The 23,168-nt window shown below is 63.2% G+C and carries 22 protein-coding genes; 15 read left to right on the top strand and 7 right to left on the bottom strand.

All coding sequences use genetic code 11. From position 1 onward, the window contains the following. Window positions 1–20 precede the first annotated feature (20 nt). The 3 genes from ACI0FO_RS20840 to radA all read right to left on the bottom strand — a co-directional run bounded on the left by ACI0FO_RS20840 (window position 21) and on the right by radA (window position 2,927). Complete coding sequence (locus tag ACI0FO_RS20840) at window positions 21–260, bottom strand: hypothetical protein (RefSeq protein WP_416029746.1); 240 nt, start codon at window positions 258–260, stop codon at window positions 21–23. 432 nt (window positions 261–692) lie between these two features. Then, window positions 693–1,472, bottom strand: coding sequence for a sulfite exporter TauE/SafE family protein (locus ACI0FO_RS20835; RefSeq protein WP_416029744.1), 780 nt, complete (start codon window positions 1,470–1,472; stop codon window positions 693–695). Between the two features lie 93 nt (window positions 1,473–1,565). Beyond that, window positions 1,566–2,927, bottom strand: a complete 1,362-nt coding sequence (gene radA, locus ACI0FO_RS20830; RefSeq protein WP_416029743.1) for a DNA repair protein RadA — start codon at window positions 2,925–2,927, stop codon at window positions 1,566–1,568. 426 nt (window positions 2,928–3,353) lie between these two features. Between radA and ACI0FO_RS20825 the strand changes: the two genes are divergently transcribed. After that, window positions 3,354–3,983: a hypothetical protein gene (locus tag ACI0FO_RS20825; RefSeq protein ID WP_416029741.1), complete on the top strand. Its 630-nt coding sequence runs from the start codon at window positions 3,354–3,356 to the stop codon at window positions 3,981–3,983. Between the two features lie 121 nt (window positions 3,984–4,104). Further along, window positions 4,105–4,569 carry a homoprotocatechuate degradation operon regulator HpaR gene (hpaR, locus tag ACI0FO_RS20820; RefSeq protein WP_416029740.1) on the top strand — a complete coding sequence of 155 codons (465 nt, stop codon included), beginning with the start codon at window positions 4,105–4,107 and terminating at the stop codon, window positions 4,567–4,569. A gap of 1 nt (window position 4,570) precedes the next feature. Here hpaR and hpaD read toward each other — a convergent pair whose 3' ends face one another. Both hpaD and hpaE read right to left on the bottom strand, forming a co-directional pair. After that, window positions 4,571–5,422, bottom strand: coding sequence for a 3,4-dihydroxyphenylacetate 2,3-dioxygenase (gene hpaD / locus ACI0FO_RS20815; protein WP_416029738.1), 852 nt, complete (start codon window positions 5,420–5,422; stop codon window positions 4,571–4,573). 26 nt (window positions 5,423–5,448) lie between these two features. Beyond that, window positions 5,449–6,915: a 5-carboxymethyl-2-hydroxymuconate semialdehyde dehydrogenase gene (gene hpaE, locus ACI0FO_RS20810; RefSeq protein WP_416029736.1), complete on the bottom strand. Its 1,467-nt coding sequence runs from the start codon at window positions 6,913–6,915 to the stop codon at window positions 5,449–5,451. A gap of 193 nt (window positions 6,916–7,108) precedes the next feature. Here hpaE and ACI0FO_RS20805 point away from each other — a divergent pair, with 193 nt between their 5' ends. Genes ACI0FO_RS20805 through hpaI form a run of 4 tightly spaced genes read left to right on the top strand, consistent with a single transcriptional unit; the run spans window position 7,109 to window position 10,559 of the window. Beyond that, window positions 7,109–8,161 carry a fumarylacetoacetate hydrolase family protein gene (locus ACI0FO_RS20805; RefSeq protein ID WP_416029734.1) on the top strand — a complete coding sequence of 351 codons (1,053 nt, stop codon included), beginning with the start codon at window positions 7,109–7,111 and terminating at the stop codon, window positions 8,159–8,161. A gap of 11 nt (window positions 8,162–8,172) precedes the next feature. Then, a complete protein-coding gene (locus ACI0FO_RS20800; RefSeq protein ID WP_416029732.1) occupies window positions 8,173–8,922 on the top strand; it encodes a fumarylacetoacetate hydrolase family protein in 750 nt (249 codons plus the stop codon). A 17-nt stretch (window positions 8,923–8,939) separates the two neighbouring features. After that, complete coding sequence (gene hpaH / locus ACI0FO_RS20795) at window positions 8,940–9,743, top strand: 2-oxo-hept-4-ene-1,7-dioate hydratase (protein ID WP_416029730.1); 804 nt, start codon at window positions 8,940–8,942, stop codon at window positions 9,741–9,743. A gap of 15 nt (window positions 9,744–9,758) precedes the next feature. Next, the gene (hpaI, locus tag ACI0FO_RS20790) at window positions 9,759–10,559 is read left to right on the top strand and encodes a 4-hydroxy-2-oxoheptanedioate aldolase (RefSeq protein WP_416029728.1); all 801 of its coding nucleotides are present in this window, start codon (window positions 9,759–9,761) and stop codon (window positions 10,557–10,559) included. A 27-nt stretch (window positions 10,560–10,586) separates the two neighbouring features. Here hpaI and ACI0FO_RS20785 read toward each other — a convergent pair whose 3' ends face one another. After that, a complete protein-coding gene (locus ACI0FO_RS20785; RefSeq protein ID WP_416029726.1) occupies window positions 10,587–11,237 on the bottom strand; it encodes a response regulator in 651 nt (216 codons plus the stop codon). 322 nt (window positions 11,238–11,559) lie between these two features. Between ACI0FO_RS20785 and ACI0FO_RS20780 the strand changes: the two genes are divergently transcribed. The 9 genes from ACI0FO_RS20780 (at window position 11,560) to ACI0FO_RS20740 (ending at window position 19,472) form a co-directional block, all read left to right on the top strand. Next, window positions 11,560–12,102 carry a fimbrial protein gene (locus tag ACI0FO_RS20780; protein ID WP_416029724.1) on the top strand — a complete coding sequence of 181 codons (543 nt, stop codon included), beginning with the start codon at window positions 11,560–11,562 and terminating at the stop codon, window positions 12,100–12,102. Between the two features lie 82 nt (window positions 12,103–12,184). Beyond that, window positions 12,185–12,733 carry a fimbrial protein gene (locus ACI0FO_RS20775; protein ID WP_416029722.1) on the top strand — a complete coding sequence of 183 codons (549 nt, stop codon included), beginning with the start codon at window positions 12,185–12,187 and terminating at the stop codon, window positions 12,731–12,733. A gap of 41 nt (window positions 12,734–12,774) precedes the next feature. Next, window positions 12,775–15,240, top strand: coding sequence for an outer membrane usher protein (locus tag ACI0FO_RS20770; protein WP_416029720.1), 2,466 nt, complete (start codon window positions 12,775–12,777; stop codon window positions 15,238–15,240). Between the two features lie 60 nt (window positions 15,241–15,300). Then, window positions 15,301–16,050, top strand: a complete 750-nt coding sequence (locus ACI0FO_RS20765; protein ID WP_416029718.1) for a fimbria/pilus periplasmic chaperone — start codon at window positions 15,301–15,303, stop codon at window positions 16,048–16,050. A gap of 29 nt (window positions 16,051–16,079) precedes the next feature. Further along, window positions 16,080–16,691: a fimbrial protein gene (locus ACI0FO_RS20760; protein WP_416029716.1), complete on the top strand. Its 612-nt coding sequence runs from the start codon at window positions 16,080–16,082 to the stop codon at window positions 16,689–16,691. Further along, complete coding sequence (locus ACI0FO_RS20755) at window positions 16,684–17,193, top strand: fimbrial protein (protein WP_416029714.1); 510 nt, start codon at window positions 16,684–16,686, stop codon at window positions 17,191–17,193. The genes ACI0FO_RS20760 and ACI0FO_RS20755 overlap by 8 nt, the downstream gene beginning before the upstream one ends. Further along, the gene (locus tag ACI0FO_RS20750) at window positions 17,190–17,699 is read left to right on the top strand and encodes a fimbrial protein (protein WP_416029712.1); all 510 of its coding nucleotides are present in this window, start codon (window positions 17,190–17,192) and stop codon (window positions 17,697–17,699) included. Before ACI0FO_RS20755 ends, ACI0FO_RS20750 begins: the two co-directional genes overlap by 4 nt. A 10-nt stretch (window positions 17,700–17,709) precedes the next feature. Continuing rightward, a complete protein-coding gene (locus ACI0FO_RS20745; protein ID WP_416029710.1) occupies window positions 17,710–18,252 on the top strand; it encodes a fimbrial protein in 543 nt (180 codons plus the stop codon). A 29-nt stretch (window positions 18,253–18,281) separates the two neighbouring features. Beyond that, window positions 18,282–19,472, top strand: coding sequence for an EAL domain-containing response regulator (locus tag ACI0FO_RS20740; RefSeq protein WP_416029708.1), 1,191 nt, complete (start codon window positions 18,282–18,284; stop codon window positions 19,470–19,472). A gap of 32 nt (window positions 19,473–19,504) precedes the next feature. Here the strand turns inward: ACI0FO_RS20740 and ACI0FO_RS20735 are convergent, their stop codons facing one another. Beyond that, window positions 19,505–23,149, bottom strand: coding sequence for an ATP-binding protein (locus ACI0FO_RS20735; protein WP_416029706.1), 3,645 nt, complete (start codon window positions 23,147–23,149; stop codon window positions 19,505–19,507). Between the last annotated feature and the right edge of the window lie 19 nt (window positions 23,150–23,168).

The raw sequence follows: 23,168 nt of genomic DNA, 5'->3' as shown, positions 1-23,168 counted from the left end.
CGGGCTTTACAGCCCCTTGCCTACTTCGCCGGCGTCGTGGCGCCGGAATGGTCCATCTTCGATGCCGTGCCCGATTTGGCGGCCGCCGGCTTGGCGGACGTCTTGTCAGACTTGTGATGCTTGTGCTGCGCCTGGGTCTTGGTATCGCCCGCCTTGGCCGATGCTTCGGCGCCCGCCGCGAACGCCGAAGGCGCAGCAGCAAGACCGAGGCACAAGGCCGAGGTGGACAAGAACGCAGCAATACGGGAGTGAGTCGTCATTTCATGAACTCCTGAATATAAAAGGCCAAAGCCTTTTCCGACACGGGGCGGCAACATCGCCGCTTACCCCGTACTCCGTTTGAAGGGGGCCCCTCAAGAAGGTTCAACCCCGAACCACAAAATTGCGGACGCTAACGCTTGGAAATAGATAACCGCCGCTGCGCAACGGGGCGACGCGTGAGGCGGTAGAAGATCGTAGGATGGGTGGAGCGCGAGAAGCTGTGAAGCAGGACGCGAAAGCACAGCGCGCGCAACCCATCAAGCAGCGGTTGCGCTGTAGGAAAAGCGGCTAGGAATTCACCGCTGCTTGATGGGTTGCGCGCGCTTGGCAGCAATATTCTTGCTTAAGAACGCTCGCGCTCCACCCATCCTACGTTAAGAACGCTCGCGCTCCACCCATCCTACGTCAAGGAAGCTGGCGCTCCATCCTTCCTACGCCTCGAACGCCAGCAGCGCGACCGTTGCGAACAGCATCACCGCGAAGCAGATTCTCAGCTTGCGTTCAGGGAGACGGTAGGCCAGCTTCACGCCGACTGGCACGAACAGCAGGCTGCCGATAGCCAGCGGCAAACCGACCATCCAGTCCGCTTGCCCCGCCCACGCGTAGGTGATCAAGGCAATGGTCGACCCTGGAATCACCATGCTAAGCGCCAAGGCTTGCGCGGTGGTCTGCGGTAAGCGGAAGACCGACGTGATGATGGGCACCGCCAGCACCGCGCCGCCCACGCCGAAGAACCCGCCCAACGTGCCGCACAGTATGCCCAGCACGCTGGCGCGACGCGGCGTGAAAACGGGAGCCGGCCCCTTGTCGGCCTGCGGACGCCGCGCTGCGGGACGCGCGGCACGCCAGGTCTGCCAGACGTAGAACAAGGCAATGAAGAACAGGAACACAGCGAAGCTCTGGCGCAGCACGCTGGAATCGATGCCCAAGGCCAGTCGCGCCCCCACCCAGGTAAAGACCACGGCGCCCGCCGCGCCCGCCGCGGCCACCCGCTTGTCAATGCGCGTTTGCTGGTTGTATTTGCGCACCGCCATCGTGATGGCGGGCAGCACCATGATCAGTGCCGTGCCTTGAGCCAGTTGCTGAGACATCCCAATCAACAGCACCAATGCCGGGATGGCGATAAGTCCGCCTCCGATGCCTAGCACGCCGCCCATGAAACCAATCAGGCCACCCGCGACCAGGCACGCGGCAATAACAAACAGACTCACGTCTTGCTCCAGCAGACCCGGCCTTGTCCAGGATGGGCGATTCGAAAAAAGATATTCAAGTGGACGGGGCCCGGTTTAGACCGGACCGGGACGTCAACGCAATTTGTCCAACGCGGCGTCCAAGCGGTCCACCGCCCAGATTTCCAGGCCTTCGATGGGCTGGCGCGGCGCGTTGGCCTTGGGGATCAACGCAATGGAAAAGCCCAGTTTGGCCGCTTCGCGCAAGCGTTCCTGCCCACGTGGCGCAGGCCGGATCTCGCCCGCCAATCCGACCTCGCCGAAAGCGATCAAACCGCGCGGCAATGGCTTGTCGCGCAGCGACGACATGATGGCCAGCAGCACCGGCAAATCCGCCGCGGGTTCCGTGATGCGCACCCCGCCCACCGCATTGACGAAAACGTCCTGGTCGAAAGTGGTGACACCGGCGTGCCGATGCAGCACCGCCAGCAGCATGGCCAGGCGATTGCCTTCCAGGCCAACCGTCAGACGGCGCGGGTTGGGCGCATGGGAACTGTCCACCAGCGCCTGGATCTCGACCAGCAACGGCCGCGTGCCTTCTTGTGTGGCCATCACGCAGGAACCGGCCACCTGCTGTTCGTGCTGCGACAGGAAAAGCGCGGAAGGATTGGCCACGCCGCGCAGGCCGCGGTCGGTCATCGCGAAGACACCCAATTCGTTCACCGCGCCGAAGCGGTTCTTGAATGCACGCACCAGCCGGAACGACGAATGCGTGTCGCCTTCGAAATACAGCACGGTGTCCACGATGTGCTCCAGCACACGAGGGCCCGCCAGCGCACCGTCTTTCGTGACGTGGCCGATCATGACGATGGCAATGCCGGTTTGCTTGGCCAGCCGCGTCAGTTGCGCCGCGCACTCCCTTACCTGCGACACCGAACCGGGCGCCGCGCTAAGTTCACCGCTGTACAGGGTCTGGATCGAATCGATCACGGCAACCGTCGGCTTCTGCTCGGACACCGCGGCCTGAATGGCCTCCAGCCGGATCTCGGCCAACAGGTTGACATTGCCGGTTTGCAAGTCCAGCCGGCGGGCGCGCAACGCGACCTGCTCGGCGGATTCTTCGCCTGTGACGTACAGGACGTTGGCGCTCTGGGACATCGATGCCAGCGCCTGCAGCAGCAACGTTGACTTGCCGATGCCCGGGTCACCGCCGATCAGCACGACCGCGCCGGCCACCAGGCCGCCGCCCAGCACCCGATCGAACTCGTCCAGTCCGGTGGGCTGGCGCGGCGTTTCGCGGGCTTCGATTTCGGACAGGCTGCGCACCGGGCTGGCCGAGGCCAACGGCGCGTAACGGTGCGCCGCCGCAGCGGGCGTCGACGATTCCACCGTTTCTTCCAGGGTGTTCCAGGCGTTGCAATGCGGGCATTTGCCCTGCCACTTCGGGGTGGTGCCGCCACAGTCGGCGCACACGTATACGGTTCGGGATTTGGCCATGCGCGAAAGTGTACCGGCAACCCGTCTTTTCAGCGTGCGGGGCAGGCATCAAAAGGCGCGCTCGCGCCTGGATTGCCCCGCACCGGCGCACGAATCTGTCATTTCCCTTTCACAAACAGGGACAGTCCAAAGTTACATCATGCCAACAGAAGAAATTCCCTGGCGGATTTCTACAAATCGCGCATAATCAACGGGTGCAGCGCATTGTCGAACCGTCCGGTCAGGATGGCATACCCGGCGCCAACCGCCCTTTACGGGCGCAGCAATGGGAATCGCGGCGCAATCGCCCTGCGGTCTTTGCCGAGGCCGCATAAACCGGAACAAGACCCTAGCCACGACGAGACTGCCGGACCACCGGCGCGGCGCCCAGCAAAGGTCAAACGCGGATACGTCCTGCCACCGGGCGTATGCGCGAGGAGTACGCGCATGAGCATTACCTATCGCCCCCCCTTCGACGAAGACGATGAACGGGATCTGCGCGCCCTGTACCGCAAGCCCAGACCCGGGACCAGTCCCGAACTTGACGCGGCCGTGCGCCGTACCTGGCACCCCGGCCACAGCTGGCATCCCGGCTGGGCCGCGGCAGCTTGCGCCGCGATGGTGGCCGGGCTGTTCGCCTGGACCGACATGCGCGAAAGCGCCGACATGCAGGAAATGAACGCGCAACTGGCCACGCCCCACGAAAGCGGCGCCAGCGCGGAACGCGCGCCTGTCCCGGCGGCATTGACCGAAGCGCTGGCCGCCAAGCCGGCCACGTCGGTTGACCCCCAGCGCGTCTCCGCATCCCCGAACGACACCGTCGCCCCCTCGCAGTCCGCCGCCGTTCCCCTGGAAACCGCCACCGCGGAATCGGCGCAAGAAACCGACGCCACGGCCACGGAAGTCGTGGCTTTCAGCGAACAGGACATCGAAGCCCGCGTGGCTCACATCCGCGCTTTGGTCCAAGACGACCGGCAGGACGAAGCCATCCAGGCGTTACGCGAATTGCAACAGGGCGCGCCTGACCTGACCTTGCCGGACGACCTGCACGAACTGGCGCAGCAAAACCCGGCCTGACTTTCGCCACCCGGCTTCCGCCACCCAGCCCCCTGTCGGCCCGCGCCGATCGGGGGTGGCGTGCCGGACGCACGCAAATATTTGGTCAAGAAATGGGCGGCTTCTTGCTAACATAGCCGCCATGAGTCCGAGCTTCCACCACCGCAATCTTCCCCATCTGCTGCTTTTCGCGCGCGAAACTCTGATGGCGCATTTCCGCCCTATTCTGCATGCGGCGGGCGTCACTGAACAACAATGGCGCGTCTTACGCACCTTGAGCGAAGTCGGCTCGATGGAACCCAACCAGATCGCCCGCAGTTGCCAGATCCTCAGCCCCAGCTTGACTCGCATGCTGGCCGGCATGGAAGAACAGGGCCTGATCAAGCGCGTGCGCTCCAGCGCCGATCAGCGCCGCCAGGAAATATCCCTGACCCCTAAAAGCAACAAGCTGATCGACCGCATGCGCCCGCAGGTAGATGCGAAATACCAGGAAATCGAAGGCAAGATCGGCAAGGAACTGCTAGAGCGCCTATACCGCGACGTCGACGCCATGGTTGACCTGATCAAGCGCGACGGGCCCGCCTCGCGCGAATCAGGCGAACCCTGACTCACGCCGGCACCGGGAAGATCGCATTGATCTGCCCGGTACCGGAACTGGTGAAGTAATCGGTGACGATCTCCACCGGCTTGTCGTAACCATCCCAGCCCAGCAGCCCCAGCAGCATGGCCGTATCGTGCATCCCGCCTTCGCCCACGCACAGGTCGGCGTACTCCGGCAGCATCGCGCAGAACGTCTTCCAGTCTCCCTGGCGCCATAGCTCGACCACGCGCAAATCCACCTGGCGATAGAACTCGCGGCTGATCTGGTGCATGGCGGCCTCCGGACTGCCGTTGTCGTTGAAGCGATGCGACAACGAGCCACTGGCCAGCACGGCGACTCGGCTGTCGCCGGCCTCGATGGCCTGGCGCAACGCCGCTCCGAAACGGCGGCTGTCGTCCAGCGCATGCCACGCGCACCAGGCCGCCACCGACACGACATTGAAGCGGCCATCGCCGTTCATGTAGCGCATCGGCACCAGCGTGCCGTATTCCAATTCCAGGCTATCGATCTCGTGCGAACGCGTGCCCACGCCGGCCGCGTTGGCGCACTCGGCGATGCGCCGTCCCAGTTCGGGATTGCCTTGGTAGGCGTAGTCCATATCCTTGATGAAATGCGGCAACTCGTTGCTGGTGTAGCGCCCCTGGAATCGCCTGTTGGCGTTCACGTGATAGCCGCCATTGACCAGCCAATGCACGTCCAGCACCACGATCGTGTCCACATCCAGGTCGCGGCAGCGTTGGCCAATGACGCGGTGTCCCTGGATGGCCGCCTCTCGGCAGCCTTGATGTTTGCCGGGAAGCTCCGACAGATACATCGACGGCACGTGCGTCACCTTGGCCGCCAATACAAGCTTGCCCATGATGGTTGTCTCCTGGTTGCTGAAGCTTATGCGCCCCATTTCGGGATGTGGTGGCTACCCAGCGATACGCACACGTTCTTGATTTCGGCGAACACCTCATAGCTATATTCCCCACCCTCTCGCCCCGTGCCCGATTCCTTCGTACCACCAAAGGGTTGGCGCAGATCGCGCACATTCTGGCTGTTGATGAAAACCATGCCCGCCTCGATTCCCCGCGCCAGGCGGTGGGCGCGGCCGATGTCGCGGGTCCAGATGTAAGAGGCCAACCCGTATTTCACGTCGTTCGCCAGCGCTAGGCCCTCGGCCTCGTCCTTGAACGGAATCAGGCAGGCCACGGGGCCAAAAATCTCTTCTTGCGCGCAACGCATGCGGTTATCGACGTCGGCCAGCACCGTCGGGCGCACGAAATTGCCACCGGCCAAATGGGCAGGCAGCCCCGCGGGCCTGCCCGCGCCGCCCGCCAGAATCCGGGCGCCCTCGGTTTCGGCCAACTGAATGTAGCCTGTCACTTTTTCCCAATGCTGACGCGTGATCATCGCGCCCACGTGGGTCGCGTCGTCGGCCGGATCCCCCACGGCCAACCGTTCGGCGCGCGCGGCAAATGCGCGCACGAAATCGTCGTAAATGCCCTGTTGGACGAAAATGCGCGAGCCGGCCGTGCAACGTTCGCCGTTCAGCGAGAAGATGGTGAACAACGCGGCGTCAAGCGCGCGCTCCACGTCCGCATCGTCAAATATCAAGACCGGTGATTTTCCGCCCAGCTCCATCGAGTACTTCTTGATGCCGCCCGCGCTGGCCAGGATTTTCTTGCCGGTCACGGTGCCGCCCGTGAAAGAGATGGCGCGCACGCCGGGATGACGCACCAATGCGTCGCCCGCGGTGGCGCCGTAGCCCTGCACCACGTTCAGCACGCCCGCCGGGATGCCGGCCTCAAGTGCCAGCCTGCCCAGTTGGTCGGCCGTCAACGGCGACAATTCGGACATCTTCAACACCGCGGTATTGCCCAGCGCCAGGCATGGCGCGGTCTTCCAGGTGGCGGTCATGAACGGCACGTTCCAGGGCGACACCAGCGCGCACACGCCGACCGGTTGGTACAGCGTGTAGTTCAACATCTGGTCGTCGACCGGGTAGGTATGGCCGTTCATCCGCGTGCAAACTTCAGCGAAGAAAGTGAAGTTCTCGGCGGCGCGCGGGATCAACTGCTTGCGGGTTTGGGAAATTGGCAAACCCGTGTCCCGCGTTTCCAGGTCGGCCAGCTGCGGCACATTCTGGTCGATCAGTTCGCCCAGCCGACGCATCAGCCGGGCGCGCTCCTTGGCGGGCGTATTGGCCCACTTCGGGAAGGCATCGGCCGCGGCGGACACCGCGGCGTCGATCTCGGCCTGGCCGCCCGCGGCGACGTCATCAATGGCGTCCCCGGTAGCCGGGTTATAGGTGACGAAGCGGTCCGCGCTATCGACCTGCTTGCCGTTGATCCAGTGTTTGATGCTCACGTGCGCTCCTCTTCGCGTGACCGGGACGCCAACCTCGTCCCGCCCATTTAATTAACACGTTAACGTTATGCGGATGCGGAAGTGCTGTCAACGGCGGGAAACCCCGAATCCGCCCGCCCCGCCCGCGCGTTGCCGCCTCCGCGCTTTTTCACTATTATAGTTAACATGCTAACTATATGCCGAGCGAGGCAATATGCCCCACATCTGGATTGAGTATTCCGGCAACCTGAAGTTGGACACGCGCGCGCTGATGCGGACCGTGCAGGACGCCGCAGTCGGCGACGGCACCCTCTTTCCGCTAGCTGGCGCCCGCACGCGAGCCTTGCGCGTGGACGACTATCTGATTGTCGACGGCCACCCCGACAACGCCTTTGTCCATGTCGTGTTGCGCATCGGGCACGGTCGTAGCGACGCGCAGAAGGCGGCGCTGGGCGAACGGGTGTTCCAGGCGCTGACGGCTGCGCTGGCGCCGCACATGGCTGCGACGCCGTTGGGCATCTCGATGCAGATCGAAGAAGCCGACCCCGTGCTGAATTACAAAGCCAACAACTACCGCGCCTATCTGGCCGCGCGCGCCGCCCAAGCCGCCGCGGCATTGGCGGCGCCCCCTCGAACCGTGGTGGGCGCCGCGCTGAACACGCGCCAGTCCCTCGAAGCGCTGGGCGGCATCATGGACGCGCCCCCGTACAACGCCCCGCCCAAGGCCCCGGTGCTCTATATCAAGCCCGCCAACACCTATGCGCAGGACGGCGACGTCATCACGTTGCCAGCCGACGTGGACGAGGTGGAAGTCGGCCCGTGCCTGGGCGTGGTGTTCTCGCGCCGCGCCACCCGGGTCGACGAAGCGCACGCGCTGGACTACGTGGCGGGCTACCGCGTGGTGGCCGACCTGTCCGTGCCGCACGCCAGCTACTTCCGGCCGGCCCTGAAGCAGAAATGCCGCGATGGCTTCTGCCCCATCGGACACGAGTTCACGCCCGCCGCATCCATCGCCGATCCCGACGCGCTGGACATCGACATCCTCGTGGACGGCGTCCTGGCGCTGCGGGCCAGCACGGCCGACCTGGTCCGTCCGGTTGCCAGGCTGATCGCGGACGTCACGCAGTTCATGAGTTTCGACGCGGGCGACATGCTGTTGGTGGGCGCCCCCTACGACGCGCCGCGCCTGCGCGCTGGCCAACGCTATGACATCCGCATCCCGCGGGTCGGCACGCTGGGCAATCGGCTGGCCGCCGCCAACGCTTGAGGAGCCCGCCCATGAAGCATGCACGCATCGTTTACCAGGGCGCCACCCACGCGGCGACCGAAGCCGGGCCCGGGCTTGTCCGTCTTGCCGACGGCCGCATCCTGGCCGAAGAAGCCGTAGCCTGGCTGCCGCCCATCGAACCCCGCACCACGTTCACGCTTGCCATCAACTATGCGGACCACGCCCGCGAACTGGCCTTCAAGGCGCCGGACGAGCCGCTGGGTTTTCTGAAGGCGGCCAACACGTTCATCGGGCACCGTTCGCATACCTTGCGGCCGGCCGATGTCGCCTTCATGCACTATGAATGCGAGCTGGCAGTGGTCATCGGCAAACGCGCAAGCCGCGTCACGCGCGGCCAGGCTTACGACTACGTCGCGGGCTACACCGTCGCCAACGACTACGCGCTACGCGATTACCTGGAAAACTGGTATCGCCCCAATTTGCGTGTCAAGAGCCGCGACACCTGCACGCCGCTGGGCCCATGGCTGGTAGACCGCGACGACGTGCCCGATCCCATGAACCTGAACTTGCGCACCACCGTCAACGGCATCGAGACGCAGCGCGGCAACACGCGCGACATGGTGTTCGACGTGCCCGCACTGATCGAGTACTTCAGCAGTTTCATGACGTTGTCGCCCGGCGACCTGATCCTGACGGGTACGCCTGATGGCATCGTCAATGTCATGGCCGGCGATGAAGTGGTCACCGACATCGAAGGCGTGGGACGACTCGTCAACACGCTGGCCCCCTTCCCTTCCTGATTCACCCTGGACACCCGATGCTAGACACCCGAACCGTGCGCGCCATCGCCGCGCGCCTGCACGACGCCGAACGCACCCGCACGCAGATCCGCCAGATCTCGCTGGAGTATCCCGACATCGGCATTGCCGACGCCTACGCCATCCAACGCGCGTGGATGGATCTGAAACTGGCGGAGGGCCGCGTCAAACGCGGCCACAAAATAGGGCTGACGTCCCGCGCCATGCAACAGGCATCCCAGATCGACGAACCCGACTTCGGCATGCTGCTGGACGACATGTTCTTCGAAGACGGCAGCAACATCCCGGCGGGCCGCTTCATCTTGCCGCGCCTGGAAGTCGAACTGGCTTTCGTGTTGGGCAAGCGCCTGCAAGGCCCCGACGTGACGCTGTTCCAGGTGTATGACGCCGTCGACTACGTGATCCCCGCGCTGGAGATCATTGATGCGCGCTCGCACGGTATCGATCCCGACACCAAGCGTCCGCGCAAGGTGTTCGACACGATCGCGGACAACGCCGCCAATGCGGGCGTGGTGATGGGCGGACGCCCGGTGAAGATCAGCGACATGGACCTGCGCTGGATCGGCGCCATCCTGTCGCGCAACGCCATCATCGAGGAAACCGGCGTGGCCGCGGGCGTCTTGAATCACCCCGCCAATGGCGTAGTATGGCTGGCAAACAAACTGGCCGCCCACGATGTGGCGCTGGAGGCCGGAGAGATCATCCTGTCGGGGTCTTTTACCCGACCGGTAGCCGCCCGGCCCGGCGACACGTTCAATGTCGATTACGGCGTGCTGGGTTCCGTCAACTGTCATTTCATTTAACACGGCATGCAGTCCATGGACATCCTCACCAATACCTTCAAGCAAGCCTTGCGCGACCGCCAGCCCCAAATCGGCCTGTGGGCCGGGCTGGCCAGCGCCTACACCTCGGAAATCGTCGCAGGCGCCGGCTTCGACTGGCTGCTGATAGACGGCGAACACGCCCCCAACACATTGCAGACCACGTTGGCGCAATTGCAATCGGTGGCGGCTTATCCGGTCGCGCCCGTCGTGCGCCCGGCCTGGAACGACCCGGTGCAGATCAAGCAGATCCTGGACACCGGCGCGCAAACGCTGCTGGTGCCGATGATCCAATCCGCGGATGAAGCGGCGGCCGCCGTGGCCGCCGTGCGCTACCCGCCCGCGGGCATCCGGGGTGTGGGCAGCGCCCTGGCGCGCTCGTCGCGCTGGAACCGCATTCCCGATTACCTGGAACGCGCCAATGACCAGATGTGCGTGCTGGTGCAGATCGAAACGCCGCGCGGCATCGATGCCCTGGACGACATCCTGGCGGTCGACGGGGTGGACGGCGCCTTCATCGGCCCCGCAGATCTCTCGGCCAGCATGGGCTACCTGGGCCAACCGGAGCATCCCGACGTCCTGAAGACCATCGACGACGCGATCACCCGCATCGTCCGCAGCGGCAAGGCCGCAGGCATCCTGCACAGCGGCGTCACGCAGGCCAAGCACTACCTGGCGCTGGGAGCCACCTTCGTGGCCGTCGGCGTGGACGCCGTATTGCTTGCGCGAGCGGCGGAAAAGCTGGCGGGAGAGTTCAAAGACATCAAGACGGTGGCGGCGGGCAAAGGCCCGTACTGACCCCACCATTGGACGCAACCCGGGGGCTCAAGCGCCTTTCGCGCCCTCGGGAGCCGCCACGCCAAGCAAGGCGTTGCGCTTGGCGAATTCAGCCAGCTCCAGCACCGATTCCATCCCCAGCTTTTGCAGCAGGCGCGTCTTGTAGGTGCTGACCGTCTTGTTGCTAAGCAAGAGCAGTTCGCCGATTTCCTTATTCGTCCGGCCCTGCGCCAGATATTGCAGCACCACCATCTCGCGGTCGGACAGGCGCTTGACCATGTCCGAGTCCGACAGGCGTCCATGCTCCGACGCCACCGACATCGACGGAAAGACGCTATAGCCCGCCATCACGGCCTTGATGGCGTTGACCAGCTTGTTCAGGTCTTCGTCCTTGCTGATGAATCCCTTTGCCCCCGCCTGCATGCAACGATGGCAGAACGCTTCCGACGACTGCGACGTAAGCACCAGGATGTGGCAGTCGGGGTTGATGGCCAACATGCGCGCAATGACGCTCAGGCCGTCCAGCTTGGGAATACCGATGTCCAGAATCACCACATCGGGAGACAAATCGCGCAGGGCCTGCACGGCGTCGATGCCGTTGCCAACTTCGCCCACGACGTTAAAGCCGTTCGTTTCAAGCAGCATTCGCACCGCGAGCCGCACTAGAGGATGGTCGTCGACAATCAGGATTGTATTCATGGTCGGCTACCGAACTTCCTTTGAGTAAACATCCGCAGTCGCGCCGCAGGCCGCAGCCTGCCAACGCCACGTTTTGGGATTTCCAATTCTAGTCGCAGAGCAAGCTCCCACAGAAACACAACCCGGTCGTCGGGTCGATTAGGAAATTTCCTACAAACGACTGCTACCTATCCTATTTTCGCCTATTCCCACGGTTCATACACTGAATTCAGCTCAAAGACAGCGACGAAAATAAGCCTAATGTGGCAGCAGATCCAAGTATCACTGCGTCGTCACATGATCGCTGTCCTGAAGGCTGCAACCCTCCAATATGGACACCGTGATGAAACTCAATAAACTGGCCCTGCTCCTCGCAACGATCACTCTGGGCGCGGCTTCCTCGGCAAGCTTTGCCGCCAATGATGGCGGCGAGATCACCTTCAAGGGCTCGATCATCGAAGCCCCTTGCTCGATCGCCGCCGAAAGCGCGAATCAAACCGTGCAAATGGACAAGATCACCAATGCCGCGCTGAAAAACGGCGGCAAGTCCACGCCGAAGGCCTTTCAAATCCGCCTGACCGAATGCGATCTGGACGACGCCAAGAAAAACGTTACCGCCACGTTCAGCGGCCAAACGTCGGTTCCCCAGCCTGACCTGCTGGCCTTCACCAGCGGCATCGCTGCTGGCGCCAGCCTGGCTATCGCGGACGCCCGCGGCAACCTCATCAAGGCCAACACGCCGTCGCTGGCTACCAAGCTGATCTACGCCGACAACGTGCTGGAATTCCAGGCCTACCTGCAAGGCGACATGGACGGCGACACCGGCTCCGCCATCGTTCCGGGTGACTTCACCACGGCCGCCACCTTTACCCTGAACTACCAGTAATTCCCTAAGGGATCCAACTGCCCGAAACGCGCGAGGTTCGCGCGCGTCGGGCCCTTTCTGGAGAACTAGGGGAAACCAGTCGATGCATCGGTTCAAGTCTGCTTCACGTCCTGGCCTGCTGATTCTGCTGATTGCCCTGAACGCCTGCGTAGCAGATATCGCTAGCGCGCATGCAATGACGGCACAGGTCAACATGAACGGCGCCATTGTGACATCCGCTTGCTCGCTCCGGGTGGAATCCAAGGATCAAACCGTCACCATGGCCCCTGCCGTCATCAGCGGGCTGATAAATGGCGAAGCCACTCTACAGCAGCCGTTCAAAGTCCAACTGCTCAATTGCAGCCCCCACGAGACCCAATCCGGCGCCACCGGCGGCAATACGTTCACGCTGATGTTCGAAGGCACCGGAGATCGCCAAGGGTACTTGGCCCGCGGGTCCGCCAAGGGTATCGCGATTCGAATCAAAGACAGCCAAGGCAAACAGATCGTACCCGGCGTCCCGGTGCAACAGCGCTTGCCGTCATCCGGGGACCTGGCATTGCACTACGCGCTTAGCTTGACCGGCACGGGCGCCGCGCTCCAAGCAGGCGATTACCAAATCACCATCCGGCTCAGGATGAATTACTTCTGAGCCGCCACATTGTTGTTGAAACGCTAAAGGACGCCGTACACGTGATTCGTTTCAGGGTGCTGAACATAGTTGTTTTGATGCTGGTCGCTTGCGCCTCTGAAGCTGCAGAAGAGCTCGAGTTCAATACGGACGTCCTAGACATCAAGGACAGGCAAAACCTCGACTTAAGCGTGTTTTCGCGGGCGAACTACATCATGCCCGGCACGTACAACCTTACCCTTCACGTCAATCAGAATCAGCTGAACGACAACGACATCGCGTTCCTGGCGCCTGAAGGCGACCCCAAGGGCAGCGTAGTCTGCCTGTCGCCGGATGTGGTGGCCCAATTGGGCTTGCGCACAAGCGCCGAACGAGGGCTGACATGGTGGAACGATGGCCAATGCTTGAATACGGACAGCGTTCCCGGCATGACGGCACGCGCCGATCTTGGCACCTCGGGGCTGTATGTGGTCGTTCCGCAAGCGGAACTCGAGTACAGCGCCGCCAACTGGGACCCGCCATCACGCTGGGATGAAGGCATCTCCGGCGTATTGGTGGACTACAACCTGAATGCGCTGTCCACCAGGCGCGCTCGCGGCCAGGGAAACACCAGCCACCTTAGCGGCTATGGCACGCTGGGCATGAACCTGGGCGCCTGGCGCATGCGCGCCGATTGGCAAGCGCAGTCTGACCGCACCACGGGGCAAACGCGCCGCCAGAATTTCGACTGGAGCCGTTTTTACGCCATGCGGGCCATCCCCTCGATGCGCTCAAGCTTGATCGTGGGCGAAGACTACCTGAACTCGAATCTGTTCGGCAGCTTCCGCTACACGGGCGCCAGCCTGACCAGCGACGACAGCATGCTGCCGCCCAACCTGCGCGGTTACGCCCCCGAGATCTCGGGCGTTGCCCGCAGCAATGCGCGTGTCGTGGTGCGGCAGCTGGGTCGCGTGCTTTACGACACCCAAGTGCCCCCCGGCCCTTTTCGCATCCAGGACTTGAACGATGCAGTCAGCGGCAAACTGGATGTGCGCGTGGAAGAGCAAGATGGCACCACCCAGCAATTTCAAGTTGATACGGCCAACATCCCCTACCTGACCCGTCCGGGCACGGTGCGGTTTCAATTCGCCGGAGGCAAGCCTTCCGAATGGAACCACCGCATGAACGGGCCCGCCTTCGGGTCGGGCGAGTTCTCTTGGGGCGTCAGCAACGGCTGGTCGCTATACGGCGGCGGATTGGGCGCGAAAGACTATACCGCGATCGCCGTCGGCGTAGGCCGGGACCTGATGGCGTTCGGCGCGCTGTCCATTGACGTCACGCAATCTCGCGCCACGTTGCCGGGCCGCCGCGTTCTTTCCGGCAAGTCCTACCGCGCCAGCTATTCCAAACGCTTCGAAGACTTCGACAGCCAGGTCACGTTCGCCGGCTATCGGTTTTCGCAACGCGACTTCATGACCATGAACGAGTTTGTCGACGCCCGCCAAGGCGGCACGCCGCTGAATCAGAGCAAAGCCATGTATACCGCCACGCTCAGCAAGCAATTCCGGGACGCCAATACCAGCGTCTATGCCAACTACAACCACCAGACCTACTGGAACAGCCGGTCAAGCGACCGCTACAGCGTGTCGGCGTCCCGCTATTTCAACCTGGGCAGCCTGAAGAACCTGAGCCTGTCGGTCACCGGCTACCGAACCCAGTCCGACGGCGCATCGGACCGTGGCGCGTACCTGTCACTGAGCATTCCTTTGGGCAACAGCGCGTCCGTCAGCTACAGCGCGTCGGTGGATCGCAGCAACGCCACGCACAACGTGAGCTACTACGACCGTCTGGACGATCGCAACTCTTACATGGTCAGCGCAGGCGCGGGCGGCGGCGGAAAAGCCAGCGGCTACCTGACGCACGAAGGTTCAATGGCCCAGGTCGTGGCCAGCGTCAGCCATGAAGCGGGCGCCTACAGCTCTGGGGGCCTGTCCATGCAGGGTGGCGCCACCGTTACCGCAAAGGGTGCCGCCCTGCATCGGACATCCGTGGTGGGCGGTACCCGCCTGATGATCGACACCAACGGGGTTGCCGGCGTACCGGTGCGCGGCTACGGCCCCACGACCAATTCCAACATGTTCGGCACCGCCGTGATCACGGACGTCAACAGCTACTACCGCAACCAGGCCAGCATCGACCTTGACGCGCTTGCCGATGACGTCGAAGCCACTCAATCCGTGGTGCAGGCGACGCTGACCGAGGGCGCCATCGGCTACCGCTCCCTGGATTTGATTTCCGGAGAAAAGGCCATGACCACGATCCAGCTAAGCGATGGCGCGCATCCTCCGTTTGGCGTCACCGTGCGCAACAGCAGAAATCAGGCCACGGGCATCGTCGGCGAGGAAGGGGTTACCTACCTGAGCGGCATGAAGCCCGGCGAAACCATGACGTTGCAGTGGAACGATAAGCCGCAGTGCTCGTTCGACATTCCCAAGATGGATGCCGCCGAGGGGCCGCCTGAACGCTTTCTCTGCCGCCCCACGTCGTAAGACACGGCGCCGAACCGATCCAAAAACGAAACATTCAACCTCCAAAGAGTCCCCCATACCATGACCCCATTCAATTTGAAGTCATTCGCATCCGCCGCGCTGCTCTGCCTGTTCGCGTCGCAGCCTGCCTGGGCCGCCGTATCCCTGGACAGGACGCGCATCATCTTTTCCGGCCAGGACAAGTCCGTCAGCCTGAACATCAGCAACCAGAACGATCAACTGCCCTATCTGGCGCAAGCCTGGATCGAGAACGACCAGGACGAGAAGATTACGGGCCCCCTGGTGGTGCTGCCGCCGCTGCAGCGGCTTGAGCCGGGCTCCCGAAGCCAGGTGAAGATCCAGGCGTTGCCCGCAGCCAAGCAATTGCCTCAAGACCGGGAATCCCTTTTCTATTTCAATCTACGCGAGGTCCCGCCGCGCAGCGATCAGGCCAATAGCTTGCAGATCGCGCTGCAGACGCGCGTCAAGCTCTTCTATCGCCCCGCCGCGTTGAACGCTTCGTCCGGTGCGTCGGCGGCCCCCTGGCAAACCGGCATCCGCCTGATGCGCCAGGGCGATCAATACATCGTGGACAATCCCACGCCCTACTACGTCACGTTGATCGACGCCTCCAAGAGCACGGGCGGCGCGTCGATCGAAAGCTTTGAACCGCTGATGGTTGCCCCGCGTTCGCAAGCCCCCTTGAACGTCAGCGCCGGCAGCCTGGGCGACGCTCCCGTGCTGACTTACATCAATGACTATGGCGGCCGCCCGAAGCTGGAGTTCCGATGCACCGGGCAGGAGTGCACCGCCAAGCAAGTCAGCAACTGATCGCCCCCCTAACGCTGCCAGGCCTACTCATGACCCGAGCCCCCCGCTACAAGCAACACGCCGGCGCCAGCTTATGCGCCGCCCTGATCTACGCTGCCGCCGCGATCCCGAGCACGGCCGTCGCCACGGAGTTCGACAATACCGACGACGTGCATGCCCAATTCCACGTGGTCGGCTCCCTATTGGAAAGCGCGTGCCATCTGGACATGCGTTCGGCCTACCAGGAAGTCAGGCTAGGTGAAATCGGCACCGCCGACCTGCCACGGCCCGGAGATCAAGGCGTGCCCGTCGCGGTCGAGCTGACACTGCGTGGCTGCGTCCGAATTCAAGGCGGCAGGCGCGAGGAAAACGGCGGAGCGTTGGCCTGGAGCGGGTCGGAGCCCGTCATCGGCGTCACCTTCCGGGCGCAAGCGGACCCCGATACGCCGGAATTGGTGGGCGTGCGCGGTGCAAGCGGATTCGGCCTGCGCTTGAGCGACGCTAATCGGCGGCGCATTGCGCTGGGCCAGCAGACGCGCGCCTGGTTCGTGACGCCCGGGGATGCGGTCCTGACCTACTACGTCACACCGGAACGCACGTCCGCACCCCTGCGGCCCGGGTATTTTCAAGCCTATATCAATCTGTTCCTGACTTATGACTAAGCGCCCGTTTTATCAACCCGGCCGCCGGTCGCTGGCCGCTCTGGCCGTTGGCTTGGCTTTTGCCGCGCCCGTATCGGCCCAGACCCGCATCGCCATCACGGGAAAGATCTTCGCCCCGATTCCCTGCGTCATCAACGGCAATCAAGGCAGCATGATCGACGTGCCGTTCGGCGAGGTCCTGACCACGCGAGTTGATGGCCAGTACCTGACCAAGGATATCCCTTATGGAATGGATTGCAGCAACGCCTCCACGAATTCACTTCGCATGCAGATTACCGGGAGCCTCGCTGGCTTCGGCGACGGGCTCTTAGGCATTGCTTCCAATCCCCATTTGGCTATTGCCTTGAAAGACGGCAGCACGCCGGTCGCCCTGGAGAAATGGTTCGATTTCGACAGCACGAAACCTCCGAGACTGAAGGCGGTATTGGTGAAAGATCCCGCAGGCGATATCGAACCTGGCCAATTCAGCGTCGGCGCCACGCTGATAGTGGAGTACCGATGAACTCGTCCCAAGCCCTACGTTTATCCAGCGCGCTCGCGCTGCTTGCCCTGCTGGCGGCTTGCCCGTTCCCGGCCGCCGCCGAAGAGAACATGCGATTCACCGGAACCGTCATCACGCCGGGATGTACCGTCAGCGATAAGGGCGGGCGCATGAACGTGGTATTCCAGACCAACATCGGCATTGAAAAGATCGACGGCAAGAACTACCAGCAAGTCATTCCTTATCAGATCCAGTGCCCGGGCAGCGCCCCATGGCGGGTCCGGATGACCATTGTCGCGGCCGATACGACATTCGACTCCGCCGCCGTGCAAACCTCCATCGAAGACCTGGGCATTCAAATCCGACTGAACAACGAGGCGTTTACGCTGAATGTTCCCCGAGAGATCGAAATGACTGACCGGGACCGCCCCCCCCTCTTGGAAGCGGTGCCCGTGAAGAGAAGCGGATCGCGCCTGCCCGAAGACAAATTCGAAGCGACGGCGCTATTGATCGCCGAACTTTACTAAGGGGCCACGCATGCGGACCATCACAATAACGGCGGCTTTGCTGGCCGCAATGGCAGCATCCAGCGCGTCGGCCCAGGCTCCAGCCGCTGGCCAGAGCAACATGTCTTTTTCGGGGCGGCTGGTGGCTGAACCCTGCACTTTGGCGCCGGCCGACAGCGCAAGCGAACTGAATTTCCGCGGCGTCGCAACCAGCGCAATCTATTCCAAAGGCCGTAGCGCCGGCCGCCCCATCACGCTGCATCTACAGAACTGCGATATCACCGAAGGCCGCACCCGAATAAAGGTGACATTGAGCGGGACGCCCAACGCCGTCCTGCCCGGACACCTGAACTTGAACGCCGGCGGCGCCACCGGCGTGGCGATCGGCCTGGAAACCAAGCGCGGCGTCGCCGTCCCGCTGGACCAGCCCACTGCCATCGACACGCTTTCCTCCGGCGCCAACGATATCGTCATCAATGCGTTCTTGCGGGGTGAACCCGATGCGCTGAGCAACAGGACGATCAACCAAGGCGATATCAACGCCACCGTGACCTTCTCGTTCAGCTATGACTGAACGGCAGGCGCGCGCTCCGGAAGCGTTCAATGAAGAACCTTAGCGTACTGGTATTGGAAGATCACCCGTTTCAGCGGCTGATGGTGGTCACCGCCCTGCGATCCGTCATTGCGGGCAGGATATACGAGGCGTCCGAGGGCGGTGAAGCCTTGTCGGTGCTAAAGGCCTGCGGCGGCGTGGACATCGCCATCTGCGACTTGCAGATGGCCGGCAAGGATGGCCTGGAATTTCTGCGGGAATCCGGCAACGCCCGGCTGGTTCATTCCGTCATTCTCAATAGCGCGCTGGATCCGGCGCTGTGCCAGGCGTCAGCGGCGATGATCGAATGCCTGGGCCTGAATTTTCTGGGTGAACTGGCCAGGCCGTTGGATATCAACGGCCTGACCGCCTTGTTGGCAACATTCCAGCGCAGCCGTCGACGCGCACATTCCGCGCTTGTCGAGCCGCCTCCGGCAAGCGAGGTACGGCACGGCCTGGACCGCGGGGAATTCAAGGCGTACTACCAGCCCAAGGTCAGTATCAATGGCGAATCACTGGTAGAGGCCGAGGTGCTGGCGCGCTGGCATCATCCACGCCACGGCGTGCTCCCCCCCTCGCATTTCCTTCCCGCGATGCAGACCCACGGCCTGATGGAACCCCTGTTCTGGTGCATGCTGGAGCAAGGGTTGGAACTTCAACAACAGCAGAAACGCATCCACCCTCCTGCCGCGCTGGCCTTCAATCTGCACCCGTCCCAGCTGGCGTCGCCGCTATTGACGGAAGGCATAGAGCACGCGCTGGCCCAGCGTGAGCTGTCCGCAAGCGACATTACCCTGGAAATCACCGAAGACGGTCTTGAAAGCACACCCGCGGCCATCCTTGAAAACCTGGTCCGGTTGCGCGTCATGGGTTGCGGCCTGGCCATGGACGACTTCGGCGCGGGCTATTCGTCGTTAGACCGCTTATGCGCCTTTCCCTTTAGCCAGATCAAGCTGGATGCCAGCTTCGTCCGGCGGCTGAAAATCCAGCCGCGCACCGCCGCCGTTATCCGCGGCGTCGCCAGCATGGCCGAAGCCTTGGGCCTGGCCTTGGTCGTGGAAGGCGTGGAAACGCTGGAACAGCGAAAGCAGCTGCAGCAGTTGGGATGCAAAATCGCGCAGGGGTACCTGTACGCCCGTCCGATGGACCAGGTGCAATTCCTGGGCTACTGCCGGACGCACCCGCCCGGCTCATTGCACTAGCGGCACCTGCTGTACCGGCTGTACTAACTGCGCTACCCGCGCTGGCTGCCCCGCAGCTTGCCCAACCCTTGCTCCAATTGACGCAAAGACGATTGCAGGCGTTCGACTGCAAGCGCCAACGCCCCGTCATTGGCCCGTCCGGCGCCGCAGGCATGTTCAAGCTCGGTGCAAGCCTGGACCACGCCTTCCGCCCGGATCACGTTCGCCGCGCCCTTGATACGGTGGGCGACTTCCGCCATCTGCCCGACACGCCCCGCCGAAGCAAAAGCCGCCAGCCGTTGTGCATCTTCGCGGTTGGCGCGCACCAACTCGTCGAGCAGCAGCCATTGCTGACCAAGATTGCCGCCCGAGACTTCCTGCAATGGCCCCAAGTCGAACAAGGGCGCGTCCGGCCGCGCGTCGACGGGATCGCGGCTTTCCGGGACGATGCCCGCAAGCCGCGCCGCCAACGCGTCCAGCCCCACAGGCTTGATCAGGCATTCGTCCATGCCCGCCTGCACGCAACGTGCGATCTCGTCCGGTTGGGCGTCCGCCGTCACGCCGATGATCAAGGCCCGGACTTCGCCGCGTTCCTGTTCCCCTTGCCTGATGGCCCTTGCCAGTTCGGCGCCGCTCATGCCTGGCATGCGGAAATCGGTGAAAACCACGTCGAAAGGATGCGCCGCGCATCGGGCAAGCGCCGCGATCCCGTCCGGCGCCTCTTGCACATCGTGGCCCAGAAACGTTAACTGCTGAGTCAAGATGCGCCGGCTGACCGCATGGTCATCCACCACAAGGATCTGCAAGACGCGTTCGCTTCCCGGCGGCAGCAGCGCCGGTTTTGCCGGCGCCGCGACCGGGTCAAGGATCTGCAAGCGCAACTCCGCCAAGACCGTCGTGCCACGCCCCGGGACGCTCGACAAGGTCAGGCGTCCGCCCATCATTTCGCACAATGAGCGGCTGATGACGAGACCCAGCCCCGTTCCGCCAGCGCCCCGTTCGCCCCCGTCAACCTGGGCGAAGGGCCGGAACAGGCGTTGTTGGTCTTCCGCGCTAATCCCGACCCCCGTGTCCTCGACGGCGACGCTGACTTGCAAGACCGACGTTTCCGTCTGCACAGCCTGCACACGAACCCTGACGAACCCCGAGTCCGTGTAGTTGATTGCATTGCCCACCAGGTTGGACAAGATCTGCTTGAATCGCAATGCGTCGATCAGCACGTCGGCCTGGGCCTCGGCATCGATTTCCAGCAGCAGGCTCAGGCCCTTTTGGCGGGCAAGCCCTTCAAATACCCGCGCCACGGATTCCACCTGTTCGCGTAGATTCGCGCGCCCGGGCGTCAGACTCAAGCGCCCGGATTCGATCCGGACGATATCCAGGATGTCTCCGATCAGCGCAAGCAGGCTTTGCGCCGAGGCGAAAGCGATCTCGATGCTGTGGCGGTCGATGGGCTTGGCATCGGCGCGCTTGAGCGCGAGCTCCAGCGTGCCGATAATGGCGTTCATCGGCGTGCGAATCTCGTGGCTCATCGTCGCCAGGAAGGTCGTCTTGGCCCGGTTGGCCGCCAGCGCCTGATCTTTTACGGCTTCGATCTCCTGGATCAGGTTGCGATGCTCGGTAATGTCGATCCACCCGCAGATCACCCCGCCGTTCACGCCGGCGGAATCCTGGAAAGGCTGGATCCAGTGCTGGATCCAGCTCTCTTTGCCATGGATCCGGACGGCATGCACGCCGGTCGCGCTTCGGCCGGTCTTCAATGCCTCGAGATAGTTCGCATGGAACTTTTCGGCGGCTTCGAACGCGCCACTGGGCATTTCCAGCGCCGTCTTGCCCAGCACGTCTTCGGCCTCCAGCGCCGCACTGTCAAGGTAGCTACGGTTGCACGCCAGCATGCGCCCTTCGGTGTCGCGCACGTAGATCGGCGGCGGCATGCTGTCCATCAGGGTTCTGACGAACTGCAGCTGGTCTTTCAGCAGCTTCTTGGCGTGATCCTTGGCGCGCACGGTTCGTCTCAAGGAGACCGCCCACGCCAATGCGATCAGCAAGAGCAAGGCCGCGGCCGCAATGACTTCGGCGATGATGACGGCATAGTCGCGCCAGGTCTCGCCCGTCATGCCCGGTATGGCTTTCCAACGATTGTTGAATGCGTTGATCTGATAGGGCGTCAGCCCGGCAAGCGTCTTGTCCAGGATCGATTGCAGTTCTGGATCGCTGCGACGCACGGCGAAGCTGATGCCGACAGGCGGAAGGTCCAGCATATCGCTCACGACCAGGCGGTCGCCGAACAAGCGACCGTTGTAGTAACGCGCCGAGGGCAATGCCATGACGGCGGCGTCTGCTTCGTCGATGTCGACTTTGTGCAGCGCGTCCAGCGAGGAGCCGACGTGGGTAATCGTGGCCTGGGGATAACGCTCGGCGACAAACCCGCTTGCGAAATGCCCCTCGGCAATGGCGATGCGGCGCGGATCCGGCGGCACGCCCCCCTCGCGCGCGCCACGCCGCATGACGAGGACAAGCGGATCCAGGGAGATGGGCTTCGTGAAGCGCAGGGACTGTTCCCGTTCGGCCGTAACGGTCATGATGCCGACGTCGGCGCCGTCTTGTTGGATCAGGTCGATCTGCGCGGGAAAACTGCCCCGGCGGCTGACCACGTCGAAAGTCAGCCCGGTCTGGAAGGACACCATTTCCAGGAGGTCCGTCGCCAGGCCCGAGAAGTGGCCATTGATATTGAAGAAGGCGATCGGCGCCAGGTCGTCGTTGATGACCAGGCGCAATCGGGGATGCTGCGCAATCCAACGCAGCTCGTCCGGGGTAAAGGGTATGTTCCGGGCATCGGGGATAAAGCCGCTGCCCGCCCAACTGCGGGTAATTTCGGGCAACGCGCTGTCGATCGCCGCGATGGCCTCGTTCATGACCTGCCGCAAACGCGCGTCGGCGGCGTTCAACGCGTAGTGGTACGGCGTCGACATATCCGTGAAACGGTCGAACTGGACATAACCGTAGAAGGCGCCGTTGATTCGGTGATAGGCGGTCAGCACGCCCCCCAAATAGACGTCGCTGTGACCGAAACCCAGCGCCGCGATGGCTTGGTCGTCGGTGGCGTATTCCATGATCTTGGCGTCGGGATAACGCCTGGAGGCTTCGGCCACCGTTGCGGGGCCCGCGACCGCAACGGTCATGCCGCGCAAATCGGGACGGAATTTTCGGTTTTCACTTGTCCGACGGAACACCGCGATCTTGTCGGTCACATAGGGCGCGCTAAGCAACAAGCCCGTCGTCGCGGCGTGCGCCAAGTCTCCGGCGAGCAGGTCGATCTTCCTGTCGGTCAGCGCCGCCAGCGCGGTCTGATCATCCGGAAACGCCACCAGCCGGACGCTCAAGCCCAGCAGTTGCGCCACCAACGAGGTCACGTCGGCGTTGATGCCCTTGTAGGTGCCGTCGCGGTAGACCATTTCGAAAGGCGCCTGCGCCTTGTCGACGACGCCGAGCACCAGCTCGCGCTTTTCGCGCAACCAGACCCAGTCGTTTTCGGAAATCGCAGGGGTGACATGCTGCCAATGCACTTGGCTTTGCAACGTCAGCTGGAACGGCCCGGGCGGCTCGGCGGCCCGGACCGGCAGCAAGGCGGCCGCCAGCGATAGCAGGCCAGCGACTAGGAATCGCCGCAAGGTCGAGTCCCGGATGACAAACGACCTCATGGGTAATCCCATTGTTCGA

It is taken from the genome of Achromobacter marplatensis (assembly GCF_049060505.1).
In the GTDB taxonomy this organism is placed as follows: Bacteria; Pseudomonadota; Gammaproteobacteria; order Burkholderiales; family Burkholderiaceae_B; genus Achromobacter; species Achromobacter marplatensis_A.
The sequence above is the reverse complement of the archived record's forward strand: the minus strand, read 5'-3'. Positions and strand labels throughout refer to the sequence as shown.

Bases quoted from the DNA above. Each gene is read 5' to 3' on its own strand.
- ACI0FO_RS20805 (WP_416029734.1), top strand. From the start codon at position 7,109: ATGCCCCACATCTGGATTGAGTATTCCGGCAACCTGAAGTTGGACACG.
- ACI0FO_RS20745 (WP_416029710.1), top strand. From the start codon at position 17,710: ATGCGGACCATCACAATAACGGCGGCTTTGCTGGCCGCAATGGCAGCA.
- ACI0FO_RS20775 (WP_416029722.1), top strand. From the start codon at position 12,185: ATGCATCGGTTCAAGTCTGCTTCACGTCCTGGCCTGCTGATTCTGCTG.
- radA (WP_416029743.1), bottom strand. From the start codon at position 2,927: ATGGCCAAATCCCGAACCGTATACGTGTGCGCCGACTGTGGCGGCACC.
- ACI0FO_RS20785 (WP_416029726.1), bottom strand. From the start codon at position 11,237: ATGAATACAATCCTGATTGTCGACGACCATCCTCTAGTGCGGCTCGCG.
- ACI0FO_RS20760 (WP_416029716.1), top strand. From the start codon at position 16,080: ATGACCCGAGCCCCCCGCTACAAGCAACACGCCGGCGCCAGCTTATGC.
- hpaH (WP_416029730.1), top strand. From the start codon at position 8,940: ATGCTAGACACCCGAACCGTGCGCGCCATCGCCGCGCGCCTGCACGAC.
- ACI0FO_RS20840 (WP_416029746.1), bottom strand. From the start codon at position 260: ATGACGACTCACTCCCGTATTGCTGCGTTCTTGTCCACCTCGGCCTTG.
- hpaR (WP_416029740.1), top strand. From the start codon at position 4,105: ATGAGTCCGAGCTTCCACCACCGCAATCTTCCCCATCTGCTGCTTTTC.
- hpaI (WP_416029728.1), top strand. From the start codon at position 9,759: ATGGACATCCTCACCAATACCTTCAAGCAAGCCTTGCGCGACCGCCAG.
- ACI0FO_RS20825 (WP_416029741.1), top strand. From the start codon at position 3,354: ATGAGCATTACCTATCGCCCCCCCTTCGACGAAGACGATGAACGGGAT.
- ACI0FO_RS20800 (WP_416029732.1), top strand. From the start codon at position 8,173: ATGAAGCATGCACGCATCGTTTACCAGGGCGCCACCCACGCGGCGACC.
- ACI0FO_RS20740 (WP_416029708.1), top strand. From the start codon at position 18,282: ATGAAGAACCTTAGCGTACTGGTATTGGAAGATCACCCGTTTCAGCGG.
- ACI0FO_RS20765 (WP_416029718.1), top strand. From the start codon at position 15,301: ATGACCCCATTCAATTTGAAGTCATTCGCATCCGCCGCGCTGCTCTGC.
- ACI0FO_RS20780 (WP_416029724.1), top strand. From the start codon at position 11,560: ATGAAACTCAATAAACTGGCCCTGCTCCTCGCAACGATCACTCTGGGC.
- ACI0FO_RS20755 (WP_416029714.1), top strand. From the start codon at position 16,684: ATGACTAAGCGCCCGTTTTATCAACCCGGCCGCCGGTCGCTGGCCGCT.
- ACI0FO_RS20735 (WP_416029706.1), bottom strand. From the start codon at position 23,149: ATGAGGTCGTTTGTCATCCGGGACTCGACCTTGCGGCGATTCCTAGTC.
- ACI0FO_RS20750 (WP_416029712.1), top strand. From the start codon at position 17,190: ATGAACTCGTCCCAAGCCCTACGTTTATCCAGCGCGCTCGCGCTGCTT.
- hpaD (WP_416029738.1), bottom strand. From the start codon at position 5,422: ATGGGCAAGCTTGTATTGGCGGCCAAGGTGACGCACGTGCCGTCGATG.